11 protein-coding genes and 2 tRNA genes are annotated in these 12,123 nt (G+C 43.5%); 8 read left to right on the top strand and 5 right to left on the bottom strand.

All coding sequences use genetic code 11. From position 1 onward, the window contains the following. Positions 1-49: 49 nt before the first annotated feature. The 5 genes from JMX13_RS10190 (at position 50) to JMX13_RS10170 (ending at position 2,775) form a co-directional block, all read left to right on the top strand. Positions 50-415: a hypothetical protein gene (locus JMX13_RS10190; RefSeq protein WP_201612383.1), complete on the top strand. Its 366-nt coding sequence runs from the start codon at positions 50-52 to the stop codon at positions 413-415. A 122-nt stretch (positions 416-537) separates the two neighbouring features. Further along, positions 538-613: transfer RNA gene (locus JMX13_RS10185), tRNA-Ala, on the top strand. Positions 614-770: 157 nt separating this feature from the next. Beyond that, positions 771-846 (top strand) — tRNA-Glu (locus JMX13_RS10180). Between the two features lie 235 nt (positions 847-1,081). Next, positions 1,082-1,735, top strand: coding sequence for a LysE family translocator (locus JMX13_RS10175; RefSeq protein WP_201612382.1), 654 nt, complete (start codon positions 1,082-1,084; stop codon positions 1,733-1,735). Between the two features lie 77 nt (positions 1,736-1,812). Continuing rightward, positions 1,813-2,775, top strand: a complete 963-nt coding sequence (locus JMX13_RS10170; RefSeq protein WP_201612381.1) for a hypothetical protein — start codon at positions 1,813-1,815, stop codon at positions 2,773-2,775. A gap of 92 nt (positions 2,776-2,867) precedes the next feature. Here the strand turns inward: JMX13_RS10170 and acnA are convergent, their stop codons facing one another. After that, the gene (gene acnA / locus JMX13_RS10165; protein ID WP_201612380.1) at positions 2,868-5,675 is read right to left on the bottom strand and encodes an aconitate hydratase AcnA; all 2,808 of its coding nucleotides are present in this window, start codon (positions 5,673-5,675) and stop codon (positions 2,868-2,870) included. A 443-nt stretch (positions 5,676-6,118) separates the two neighbouring features. Further along, complete coding sequence (locus tag JMX13_RS10160) at positions 6,119-7,132, bottom strand: DUF3025 domain-containing protein (protein WP_201612379.1); 1,014 nt, start codon at positions 7,130-7,132, stop codon at positions 6,119-6,121. A 114-nt stretch (positions 7,133-7,246) separates the two neighbouring features. Between JMX13_RS10160 and JMX13_RS10155 the strand changes: the two genes are divergently transcribed. Both JMX13_RS10155 and JMX13_RS10150 read left to right on the top strand, forming a co-directional pair. Beyond that, entirely contained in the window at positions 7,247-7,963 is a 717-nt protein-coding gene (locus JMX13_RS10155; protein WP_201612378.1) for a metal-dependent hydrolase, read from the top strand. 44 nt (positions 7,964-8,007) lie between these two features. After that, positions 8,008-8,559: a YchJ family protein gene (locus tag JMX13_RS10150; protein ID WP_201612377.1), complete on the top strand. Its 552-nt coding sequence runs from the start codon at positions 8,008-8,010 to the stop codon at positions 8,557-8,559. Positions 8,560-8,593: 34 nt separating this feature from the next. Here JMX13_RS10150 and JMX13_RS10145 read toward each other — a convergent pair whose 3' ends face one another. The 3 genes from JMX13_RS10145 to JMX13_RS10135 all read right to left on the bottom strand — a co-directional run bounded on the left by JMX13_RS10145 (position 8,594) and on the right by JMX13_RS10135 (position 11,104). After that, the gene (locus JMX13_RS10145; RefSeq protein WP_201546656.1) at positions 8,594-9,490 is read right to left on the bottom strand and encodes a class II glutamine amidotransferase; all 897 of its coding nucleotides are present in this window, start codon (positions 9,488-9,490) and stop codon (positions 8,594-8,596) included. Then, positions 9,491-9,802, bottom strand: a complete 312-nt coding sequence (locus tag JMX13_RS10140; protein ID WP_227686287.1) for a putative signal transducing protein — start codon at positions 9,800-9,802, stop codon at positions 9,491-9,493. A 63-nt stretch (positions 9,803-9,865) separates the two neighbouring features. After that, on the bottom strand, positions 9,866-11,104 hold the full coding sequence (locus tag JMX13_RS10135; protein ID WP_201612376.1) for a homoserine kinase: 1,239 nt from the start codon (positions 11,102-11,104) through the stop codon (positions 9,866-9,868). A gap of 181 nt (positions 11,105-11,285) precedes the next feature. Between JMX13_RS10135 and hisF the strand changes: the two genes are divergently transcribed. Beyond that, complete coding sequence (gene hisF / locus JMX13_RS10130) at positions 11,286-12,068, top strand: imidazole glycerol phosphate synthase subunit HisF (RefSeq protein WP_201612375.1); 783 nt, start codon at positions 11,286-11,288, stop codon at positions 12,066-12,068. The last annotated feature ends 55 nt before the right edge of the window (positions 12,069-12,123 follow it).

Below are 12,123 nucleotides of genomic sequence, written 5' to 3'. Positions count from 1 at the left end.
TTACGTTAATCTCAGCATTTAAAATTCAACACCTTCATTGGATATAAATATGGCCGCCAAGACCGTCACCATCGAAAGCAAAGATTATGTTTTTAACACGCTCAAAGAAGCGCAAAGATACTATGATGCAATCGTAAAAGAGTTATACGATGCCAAGCTAACTCTCACGACTGGGCAAGATTTTGAAGACCTAAAGTGGATATATAGCTCTTATTGCAATTACACTAATCATAATTTAGATAAATTAGGCAGTTCTGATATCGTTGGTTTTAAAGGTATCAGCACAGTACAACAAAAAGGGGGGCAATATGTCCCCACAGAATGTGCTGCCATTATTTTTTCAGATGGTACACAAGAGGAATTCTTTACCGATAAAGCCATTAAAGAGCTAGCTAGTCAGCAAAACCCACGCTAATTTAGGTTTATTAAGTAGCTAAATTCGCTTTAAACGCTTTTTTTCGCATATTTATGCATTATTTTTCAAATAGCAGTTGACAAGACTGCCGGTCTTACATAAAATACGCACACTCTTAGCGAGGGGCTATAGCTCAGTTGGTAGAGCACTTGCATGGCATGCAAGGGGTCAACGGTTCGACTCCGTTTAGCTCCACCATACTATTTATCGCAACGCTCAGTATTACTGAAACTTGATATAAATACTCGCTAGTAGGACGATATCAGCACCTAGGCACAGCTTTCTCTGTTATTAATAGATAAGCTCTCTGATATTGTGAAGTACCGTTGTAACCATTGGTTATAACACTCTATGCGTCCCCATCGTCTAGAGGCCTAGGACACCGCCCTTTCACGGCGGTAACGGGGGTTCGAATCCCCCTGGGGACGCCACTATTCGGCGTCACTTATTAGCACTTTTGCTTAGCACCTTTTAAGCATCAGGTTAGACTAATAAGCGAACAATAAAAAAGCCCAGTCATCATATGGTGACTGGGCTTTTTTATGTCTGTGGTTTTTAAAAATGGCTATCAAGGCTGTATAAGTCCTTGGGAATATTGATAGAATGCAAGGTAAAGGCGCTCTATAAACTATAGATATTTGAAGCTATCACAAGGATGTATTGGCTATGTTTGGTATTGAGAATTATCTAGGGTTTGTCATGGCAGCCATTTTGCTAAACCTAGCCCCTGGCAGTGATAGCATGTATATCATCACCCGTAGCATTTCACAGGGTAGCCAAGCAGGGTTTTATTCTGTGTTAGGTATCATCTCAGGCATTCTGGTGCATACGCTACTGGCTTCGCTAGGATTGTCCGTGTTGCTGGCTAACTCCCCTACGGCATTTTTGCTCGTAAAATATATTGGTGCCAGCTATTTGTGCTATCTAGGCGTCAAAATGCTCATAAGTAAACAACCGCCTTTGATAGCCGCGAGTTTGCAGGATGACCAGAAGCCAAAGCCCGTTCAGCCTTTAGATCACTGGCAAATATATAAGCAAGGTGTGCTCACCAATACCTTTAATCCAAAAGTTGCATTATTCTTTTTGGCGTTCTTCCCTCAATTTATCGATGCCAGTTATGCTTATAGTATGGTGTCGTTCGTCATTTTAGGACTGACCTTTGCTGTCACTGGCTTTATATGGTGCTTATGCTTAGCATTATTGGCGTCAAAATTCAGTGAAAACCTGAGAAAAAACCCCTCTATCGAAGCCATTTTAAACAAGATAAGCGGTGTGGTATTTATTGGCTTAGGAATTAGGCTGTTGACTGAGAAGGGTTGAGTAAATGCGAATCAGAGTATCTAAAGATAGATTTATAAAGCTATACTAACTTCATCGCGGATTAGTTAGGAGAAATGATGAGCATTATTCAGAATGCAATCGATTCAATTCAAATTGGAGTTGAAGATTTTGGAAGTGATGATGGTAGACGTAGTGTGTCTGCTGTAAGAAACATTGCAGCTGGGATTTTATTACTTTACAAAGAAAAGCTTTGTCGATTATCTCCATCTGATAATAAAGAATTGCTGATAAAGCAGAATATTAGGCCTGTGCAAAATGCGAAAGGTGAAATATCTTTTGAAGGCAAAGGTACTAAGACAGTTGATGTCCAGTCCATAAAAGAAAGATTCAAAAGTTTAAACATTACAACAGTAGATTGGGATAGGTTTGATGAAATCAGTAGACTAAGAAACGATTTAGAGCATTATTATACATCCAAATCTCCTGATGCTATCAGAGAAATTATAGCCAAGTCCTTTTTGCTGATTAGAGACTTCCTATCAGAGCATTTGCAAGAAGATCCTCAAGAAATTCTGGGCGATGATTGCTGGACAACTTTACTTGAGGTAAATGATGTTTACTCAGCAGAAGAAAATTCTTGTAAAGCAAGTCTTGATGCAGTCGATTGGAAATATCATTCAGTTGAAATAGCTCTTAAAAACCTTCGTTGTGATAATTGTCACTCTTCATTAATACAAGCTCCACATGCTGAAGATGTTTATCCACTGATTGACCTGCATTGTAAATCATGCGGGGAGGACTTCAGCTTTTATGACGTACTTGAAGAATATATTACAGACTCTTTAGCTGGAGAAGCACATCTAAATATAAAGGATGGCGGCGAATCTCCTTATGACGACTGCCACGAATGCGGAAAAGGCACCTTTATTCACGAAGAGGACTGTTGCGTGGCATGTGGCTATGAAATGGAATACACTGAATGTGAAGTATGCGGAGATGGCCTAAGCTTAGAGGATCAATACAATGAAGGTAAATGTAGTTACTGCCAATATAAATGGGAAAAGTTCATGGCAGAATAAGCTTCCTCAGCCTAAAAAAATCATTCAAAAACCAGACACGAAAAAGCCCAGTCATTACGACTGGGCTTTTTTATTCTAAATCCAATCAATTATTACGCAGCGTCTTTGCTCTCAGCTGCCAGTTGACGTAGCACATAGTGCAATACACCGCCGTGGCGCACATACTCGCGCTCTTTTGGCGTCTGTAGCATGACATTGACATCAAAGCTCTCAGTTGAGCCATCGGCACGTGTGGCCGTAACCTTGGCGGTTTTGCTTTCGCCATTATTAAGACCTGTGATGCTAAGCACCTCAGAACCGTCTAAATTATAGGTCGCAGCATTTTCACCGTCTTTAAAGGTTAATGGCAACACACCCATACCTACTAGGTTTGAGCGGTGAATACGCTCAAATGAGCTGGTCAATACCGCTTTTACGCCGAGCAAAATCGTACCCTTCGCGGCCCAGTCACGACTAGAGCCAGAACCATATTCTGCCCCGCCAAGTACCACGAGCGGACGCTTGTCTTCTTTATACTTCATCGCCGCATCATAGATGGCCATTTCTTGACCGTCTTGTAGCGTCGCGCTATCGCCGTTGAAGTAATAAGTGTAGCCGCCCTCTTTACCGCCCATCATAGTGTTTTTGATACGGATATTGGCAAACGTACCGCGCGTCATGACCGCATCATTACCACGGCGTGAGCCATAGCTGTTGAAGTCAGCTTCCATTACACCGCGCTCTTGCAGGTACTTACCCGCAGGAGAATTGGCATCGATATTACCGGCTGGTGAGATATGGTCAGTGGTGATTGAATCACCGAATAGACCCAAGATACGCGCGCCTTCGATATCGAGGATACCCTCTGGCTCCATGGTCATACCATCAAAGAACGGTGGGTTTTTAATGTAAGTAGACTCTTCGCTCCATGGGTACAGCTGGCTATCAGCTGAGCTAATGGCGTTCCATGCGGCACTACCGTCAAACACTTCACCATAGTTTTTACGGAACATATCAGCGTCGATATTATTGGCAATCAGCTCATTAATTTCTTCTGACGTTGGCCAGATGTCTTTTAGGAAGACATCATTACCGTCGTTATCCTGACCTAGTGGATGGGTGGTTAAGTCAATATCGACAGTACCTGCCAGCGCATACGCAACAACGAGCGGTGGTGACGCCAAATAACTGGCTTTGACGTGTGAGTGAATACGACCTTCAAAGTTACGGTTACCTGAGAGTACAGCTGCGGCAACCAAATCGCCTTCTTCGATAGCCTCTTCAATCGCCCCTAATAGCGGACCTGAGTTACCGATACAAGTGGTACAACCATAACCAACTAGGTAGAAGCCGATTTTCTCGAGCTCATCCATTAGCTGAGACTTTTCAAGGTAATCAGTCACCACTTTTGAGCCAGGAGCCAGTGAAGTCTTAACCCATGGCTTAGCCGTTAGACCTTTTGCAGCGGCTTTTTTCGCAACCAGACCTGCACCTATCATAACTGCTGGGTTTGAGGTATTGGTACAAGAAGTAATCGCTGCGATAACGACAGAGCCATCACGCAATCTATACTCTTCGTCTTCGATTTTGACCGTGCAATAAGTACTGCCTTCCGCGCAGAAAGGATTGGGTTTTGCCGCGAGCGTTTTTGCTTGATCTTGCTTACCGCCTTCTTCATCAAAGCGTACCTTAGCTTCAACTTCTTTTTTACGGTCTTTGGTCATCGCCGTCAAGGTTTCGCCAAATTTTTCATGCATATCAGAGAGGTTAATACGCTGCTGTGGCAAGTTCGGACCGGCAAGTGCTGGCTGTACGGATGATAAATCCAACTCTAACTTACTTGAGTAAGTCGCTGCTGGCGTATCGGCATCGTGCCATAAGCCTTGCGCTTTGGCATATTTTTCAACCAGCTCAATCTGGCTTTCTTCACGACCTGACAGACGTAGATAATCAATCGCCATTTGGTCAATCGGGAAAATACCACAAGTCGCGCCATACTCTGGTGCCATGTTGGCAATCGTTGCACGATCAGCAAGTGGCATACTATGTAAACCTTCGCCGTAGAACTCGACGAACTTACCAACCACGCCATGCGCACGTAGCATTTCAACCACACGTAATACCAAATCCGTCGCGGTGACGCCTTCGGTTAATTTACCCGTCAGCTCAAAGCCAACGACTTGTGGAATCAGCATCGATGATGGTTGACCAAGCATTGCCGCTTCCGCTTCAATACCGCCAACACCCCAACCAAGGACGCCAATACCATTAATCATCGTGGTGTGACTGTCCGTACCAAACACGGTATCAGGATACGCAGTCAGCTCACCGTCGACATCAGCAGCCATTACCACGCGAGCTAGATATTCAAGGTTAACCTGATGCACAATACCTGTTGCTGGTGGCACGACCACAAAGTTTTTAAAGGCATTTTTGCCCCAATGTAAAAACTCATAACGCTCATTATTACGTTTAAACTCAATTTTCTCGTTTAAATCCAGTGCATCTTCGCGGCCATAGGCATCGACCTGTACAGAGTGGTCAACGACCAATTCACTTGGGATAAACGGGTTAATTTGCTCAGCGTTACCGCCAAGCTCAACCACCGCATCACGCATCGCTGCCAAATCGACCACCGATGGTACACCAGTAAAATCTTGCAGGACAACACGCGCTGGCATAAAGGCAATTTCTTTTGACGCTTCTGCACCTGCGTCCCAATTGGCAACCGCTTCGATGTGATTTTTACCGACAGATTGGCCATCATCTTCATTACGTAATAGGTTCTCTAAGACGATTTTCATACAAAATGGCAGCTTACTGATGTTCTCGTAAGTGTTGGTCAGCTTTGGCAGGCTGTAATAAGCATGCTCCTTGCCATCGACCGAAATGGTGTCTTTTACATTAAAAATATCACTCATGGTAGCTTCCTTATCGTTGTTATAGATCCTGAACATAAATGACTCTTGAACTAATATGACTATCAATCAATAAGCATTTATGCTGATAACTGGTGGCTAAATAGATGGTGGTTTAGTTGTTCTTAAATTAAATGGCTTTGTTAAATTGAATGGCTATACTTAGTTTCTAACAAGCGCTAAATGTTTCACAATAGCTAAGTGCCCTAGCCAAAGGTGCTTTTACTCTAACAAACCCTGTGTTAATAACGGTTTTACTAATACAGCGACGTTAACAAAAGTTATAAGCATCTGTTTAGCGTTTAACAGTAACGCTCTTTTACCATAACAAATAACCCGCCCTTTGTTAACGTCTAGATGGTGTTGAATCGTGGCACAATCGTAAACGCGGCAATGCTTTAGCGGATAAGGTTTAACAGTTAACTGGCAAGGTATGAACTTATCTTTTATTTTTGACGGCGACGACCGCTACGAAAGACTTGGCTATCCTCATAAAAGCTCGAATGGGCATTTTCTGCCCAATAGTGCGGCACACCCAAAATGGGTAATGGAGACAGTTTGCGCGGTGTCACATCCGGCTGTGATAATAACGCCTCCATATAATCAGCTACTCTTTTATCCAAATGACTAATGCGCTCAGATAGCGATAAGGCAAAAAAATCTGGCGTCACATAAATAACAATACTATGGGCGCATAATGCCTTGCGCGGCTGAAGTAGCTTCTCTAATAGTGCATGACCAAAAATATAAACCGCAGCTCGAGAGTCGCTATTTAGCGCTTGTGGTTTATCCCATTTGTCACGCGGTGCAACCAAACTTGCCTGCCAATCGAAATCAATCAACGCCTCACCAATACTAGGCTCTGCTGTCACTAAAATCGCGCCATTTTCATCAAATACGGTAATGGTATCGCGAACACGCCCGCGACTGGCACCAATACCTTGCTGCTCAATCTCAAGCATATGATAATAATTCAGCAATGCTTTGGTCTTGGGAAAGGTTAGCCAAATACTACCGTTAAATAAATCATGCAAGTTATCGCGGGTTGGAATATTACCAGTCGTGCCGATAAAACTCTCGTACGCTTCACCTTCTGGCAACGCATTTTGTGAGACAAACTGTAAGGTTTGGGCTTGATTGTTTAGTGCAGGTTTGGTTTTCGGTAATGGCTGTTGTAAATCATCAGCCTGTTGCTGCAACGCTGTATTCAAAACCTTGGCGATAATATCAGGCGTATTTTCAATTCTATCTGTCTGAGCAGGCTCATTTTTTAAGCCACTTAGCTTTGTGATGGCTTTACTTATATAGCCTAACTGGTTTAAGTGACAGAGCCACGGTGCTTGCCAATCAATAGCAGCAAAAGTGTCATCAAGCGTGCTATTACATGCAGACGGCTTATTGGTAGAAGCATCAAAAGAAGTAGTTTGATAAGGCTTAGCAGGTAAATCAGTGGTGGTCATATTGACTATCTCTATTAGACGACTGGCATGTCTATGGTATCATGGAGCGCTTTTTTACGGCTAGACGAGCCGCTCGAAATGACGTTTTCGAGCGCTATTTATTGATGAGTTTTTATGGCTAATTTTAACACCCACTTAAATGTCGCATTCATGGTCAGTGGTACGATGAGTTTGGCTGTTTACAAAGCGGGATTGATTGATGATTCCGGGTTTTTAATGTGCGTGGCGCTTGGTACCACTGGGGGATTATTACCTGATTTGGATTCTGATAACTCAACGCCGATTAAGCTTGGGTTTAACATTACCTCATTTATTTTTGCCTTTGGTCTCGTGATGCATTGGCGTAGTGAGCTGAGTTTGCTGGCACTGATAGCGTTATGGCTAGCAGGATACGGCTTTATGCGTTATGTCGTATTCTCTATTTTTACCAACATGACCGTCCATCGCGGTGTCATTCATTCCGTACCCTATATGGCGATACTGGGGCTTGGAATGACCTATCTAAGCTATGATATTTTAAACTTACCGTTAACGGTTAGTTGGTTCTACGGCTTGTTTTTATTCGGTGGCGCGATGGTGCATTTGGCATTAGATGAGTTATATAGCGTCAATTTGATGGGCATGAAAATGAAGCGCTCATCGGGTACGGCGATGAAGTTCTATCAACATAAAGACAAATGGTGGTACTTGCTCTTGTACGTCATCCTTGCGCTCTTGATATATTTTGCGCCACCGTTTGATGGGTTTTGGCAGCAGCTACGTGACCCAGCGCCTTGGGCAAAGCTTAAAATCGGTCTATGGCCAGAAATGATCGAAAATTGGCTGCAATAAAATTTGTAACGCTACTAAAAAACAAATAATAACTTGAGTAAATAATGTCGATAGCCATACAAACCTGCCCTTGCCAGATTAACCCGTCATCAGATGATATAGGCTCAGCACTACTTTATAAGGAGTGCTGCCAGCCTTACCACGACGGGCTTTTTGATAAAGACTTTGGTAAGTTAGACGGCATAAAAGCGGACACTGCTGAACGTCTAATGCGGTCGCGCTATAGCGCCTTTGTCTTGGTCAAGCCAGAGTACATCGTCAAAACCACCTTGCCGGCGCAGCAAAACTTGCTAGATATTCAGGCTATTGAGTCTTGGGCAAAGGAGACGGTTTGGGCGGGACTCCAAATCATCGCGCATACGCCAAAGCTAGGCAAACGCCATGCGCAAGTTGAGTTTAAAGCTTACTTCAAGACGCCTGAAGGATTACACGCGCATCATGAATTATCTGCTTTTGTAAAAACAAAAAACAAAGCTGATAATGATGCGAGTTGGTACTTTTTGGATCCGACCGTTTCTATGTCTGTCACACAGAAACAGCCGTGTATTTGCGGTTCGGGTGAGAAGTTTAAGCGCTGTTGTGGCGCTTATATCTAACTGATATTTAACCAATATTAACTATTTTCCAACTCTAAACACTCGCCCCAACTGCTCTTGCTACCGCGATGCCTTCCTCAATCGTCAAAAATTTACGCTGGCTTGGACTGTCTTTATAAATGACATCGCCATCTTGGAATATCAAGCATTCATTAACGGCTAATTGTTGCCATTTTTCATTTTCAGTGAGTGGAACAGTCACTAGAATCGTAACTTTATCTGTGTCTGTGGTCACATCGCTAAAGTTAATCGCCAAATCATCATCTGCTAATTTCGCTTCACCAAATGGTGCTTTTCGCGTGAGATAAAACAGTAAGCTACCAGCATAAGCCAATTGCCATTGACCATTTGATATTAAGCAATTAAACAAACCGTTGGCAGAAAGGTAGCGACATTGGGTAGTCAAAAAATTAAACAGCGTTTGGTCATCGGGGCGAGTTTTAAAGCTGCTTTTCAGGCGATTAACAAGGTAGCAAAACGCCATTTCAGAATCGGTATTACCGACTGGCTGACAATGTGAGGCATTACCATTGTCTTGTAAGCGCTGACAGCGTTTAATAAATTCGCTATTCATCTGTCCGTTATGGGCAAAAACCCACTGCTCGCCCCACACTTCACGGACAAAAGGATGGGTGTTTGCCAAGCAATTCTGCCCTTGGGTGGCTTTACGAATATGAGCAATGACGTTCATGGCTTTAATCGGATAATTATTAACCAAATCAGCAACAGGTGATAAGTGGCTTGGTTTATTATCATGAAACAGACGCAGGCCAGTCGAAGCATTACCCGAATCGCATTCACTACGCTCAAAGAACGCAATACCAAAGCCATCTTCATGGCTGTCGGTCATGCCGCCGCGACGCCGAAACCCTGCAAAGCTAAAACCAATATCCGTTGGGGTATTACAGTTCATTCCTAAGAGTTGACACATTTATTGATTACCACCGTTATTGTCGTCTGGTTCAGGATTTAAATCGCTGCTTGAGACAGTCTCTGTTGATTCATCAAATATCTCGTAAGGCGTTACTCCCTCTGTATCGATGCTATCCAAGATGCGTTTGGCATGTTCCACATCGGTATCTTGCACCCACAGCACAATCCCAGAATTCATACCAGGCATCGCACTCAGCGGTTGCAGAGACACCGTAATGCCGTTATTACGCAGCAGATTGGCATGTAACTCACCTTGCATATTGGTATCGTAACGCGCCAGTTTGTGCCAGTTATCAACTTGATCGGTCATGGTGGAATTCCTTGTAAGTATTTATAAATATGACACGTTGCTATACTTCTAGTTATTCTGTTTCTAGTTGCAACCGAATCCTGATGACCAGTTAATTTGATTTAACGGATAAGCATCAATATGGAAGCCGTTTGGATAATCTTTAAAACCCGGCTGTAATTTCAATTGATTTATAGCGGCTTGCGCTTGTTGCTCAGTAGCAAATACACCGATTAATTTAAAATCTTCGACATCGTTGTTTTCATCATCGTCTTTACAGCGTGCGTGTTCAAGTACAAATACCGTATTTTGCTCTTTTTCAACATGTGACCAATGGTAAGCGGCTAGACGCTTCATCAAGTCAGGATTTTTGACCATAATGTTATCGCCAGTCCGCCCTTCGGTACGGTTATAATGAATAACGTTTAAACGTAATAGCCAAAAAATCACCGCCGCTTTTGCGAGCATCACTGGTAAGGCGCGTTTTTCATCTTCACCAAGCGCGCGTTTCGACTCATAGCCTTGCAAAAAAGCCGCCATTTTACTGCGGTCAAAATTGACGGTTTCGCCTTGCTCGGCATCGCCCCAAGTCGTACAAAAATCATTAATGGTAATAGCAATATCCATCACATAATGCTCAACACTGACTTCGGTAAAGTCTAGCAATCCCGTTAAGCGCTCTTCGCCTTTTTGGCTATTATTTAACGATAAGTTCCATAAGGTATTATCAGCGAACATGTCTAAATGACATAAGCCTTTTGGCAAAGTCGCAAGCGGCAAATCTGAGTAAGCGCGCCAAATATCGCTCATCAATTTGGCTTCGTCACCGGGCATAAACTGCATTTCACGGTCGCGTACTTCCGCCCATGGATATAAAGGCACACCATATTCTTCCGCAGGTTGTAATGCTTGCAAAGTCTCATGTAGCATGGCTAAAGCGGCGCCAATCTCATAACACATTGCTTGCGTGGTTTGTTGTGGGTGCGAGCCTGCTAGGCATGGCACTAGCGTAATTGCTTTATTATCGTATTGAATGACATAACATTTTTCTTCACTATCAACCAACGATAACGGCGCAGCGACCGGTAATTTACCATCTAATTGATTTAAAATGACCGCCATTTTTTCGATGTCTTCTGGTGGACGCTCTTCAAATAACGTAAATACATAAGAGTGCGCACCATCCACATCATCAGTCGTCTGAATAAACCAGTTAGAGTTTTTAATGCCTTGGGTAATCGGAATGGCGCGCGCAAATGACACGCCAAAACGCTGGCAAAAATCGGCAAACTGGTCATCGGTTAACTGGGTATAGACGGACATGACATCTCACTTATGGCAATAGAATAAAAAGGTAAATAGTTACGGTAATGACAGTGATTGTACCGCGCATGAGCAAACTTTGGTTAACAGCATAATAATCTTGCGAAAATCTGCCTGATATGGCGGTGATTTTGCTAGACTAGCGCTTATAGAATGAATTGATTATAAGGCGAAAGTCCCTATGTTAGCAAAGCGTATCATTCCTTGTTTGGACGTTGATAATGGCCGTGTGGTCAAAGGCGTACAATTTGTCGATATTAAAGACGCAGGCGACCCTGTTGAAGTCGCTAAGCGCTACAATGAACAAGGTGCCGATGAGATTACTTTTTTAGACATTACCGCAACCAATGATGAGCGTGATACCACCTATCATACCGTTGAGCGTATGGCAGAAACGGTATTTGTTCCGCTTACAGTCGGCGGCGGTGTGCGTAAGATTGCGGATATCCGCAACTTACTCAATGCAGGTGCGGATAAAGTAGCGATTAATTCAGCAGCGGTATTTACCCCTGAGTTCGTCGGCGAAGCGGCACAAAAATTTGGTAATCAATGTATCGTCGTGGCTATCGATGCCAAACGCGTTGCAGATGTTACGGTCGATGGCGTTATTATGCCGCGTTGGGAGATTTTTACCCACGGTGGTCGTAAGCCAACCGGTATTGATGCCGTTGCTTGGGCAAGCAAAATGGCTGAGCTTGGTGCCGGTGAATTATTGGTGACTTCGATGGATGGTGATGGTACCAAAAAAGGCTATGATTTAGCACTCATGAAGCAAATTACCAGTCGCGTCACTGTGCCGGTTATCGCTTCAGGCGGCGTCGGCAATTTACAACATTTAGCCGAAGGCGTATTAGAAGGCGGCGTCGATGCCGTGCTCGCTGCCAGTATTTTTCACTTTGGCGAATATACGGTGCAAGAAGCGAAAGAATATATGGCAGCACAAGGCATAGCAATGCGCTTATAACGCCTTTGTAAAATACAAATGCAGCGGTAAAAAATGTTATCATAGCGCTAACTAC

Origin of the sequence: Psychrobacter immobilis (genome assembly GCF_904846285.1) — a bacterium.
In the GTDB taxonomy this organism is placed as follows: Bacteria; Pseudomonadota; Gammaproteobacteria; order Pseudomonadales; family Moraxellaceae; genus Psychrobacter; species Psychrobacter immobilis_D.
This window is presented reverse-complemented; position numbering and strand designations above follow the sequence as displayed.

Excerpts from the sequence above, each read along its gene's own strand:
- JMX13_RS10155 (WP_201612378.1), top strand. The coding sequence starts at position 7,247 with ATGGCTAATTTTAACACCCACTTAAATGTCGCATTCATGGTCAGTGGT.
- JMX13_RS10145 (WP_201546656.1), bottom strand. The coding sequence starts at position 9,490 with ATGTGTCAACTCTTAGGAATGAACTGTAATACCCCAACGGATATTGGT.
- JMX13_RS10135 (WP_201612376.1), bottom strand. The coding sequence starts at position 11,104 with ATGTCCGTCTATACCCAGTTAACCGATGACCAGTTTGCCGATTTTTGC.
- JMX13_RS10140 (WP_227686287.1), bottom strand. The coding sequence starts at position 9,802 with ATGACCGATCAAGTTGATAACTGGCACAAACTGGCGCGTTACGATACC.
- hisF (WP_201612375.1), top strand. The coding sequence starts at position 11,286 with ATGTTAGCAAAGCGTATCATTCCTTGTTTGGACGTTGATAATGGCCGT.
- JMX13_RS10175 (WP_201612382.1), top strand. The coding sequence starts at position 1,082 with ATGTTTGGTATTGAGAATTATCTAGGGTTTGTCATGGCAGCCATTTTG.
- JMX13_RS10160 (WP_201612379.1), bottom strand. The coding sequence starts at position 7,132 with ATGACCACCACTGATTTACCTGCTAAGCCTTATCAAACTACTTCTTTT.
- JMX13_RS10170 (WP_201612381.1), top strand. The coding sequence starts at position 1,813 with ATGAGCATTATTCAGAATGCAATCGATTCAATTCAAATTGGAGTTGAA.
- acnA (WP_201612380.1), bottom strand. The coding sequence starts at position 5,675 with ATGAGTGATATTTTTAATGTAAAAGACACCATTTCGGTCGATGGCAAG.
- JMX13_RS10190 (WP_201612383.1), top strand. The coding sequence starts at position 50 with ATGGCCGCCAAGACCGTCACCATCGAAAGCAAAGATTATGTTTTTAAC.
- JMX13_RS10150 (WP_201612377.1), top strand. The coding sequence starts at position 8,008 with ATGTCGATAGCCATACAAACCTGCCCTTGCCAGATTAACCCGTCATCA.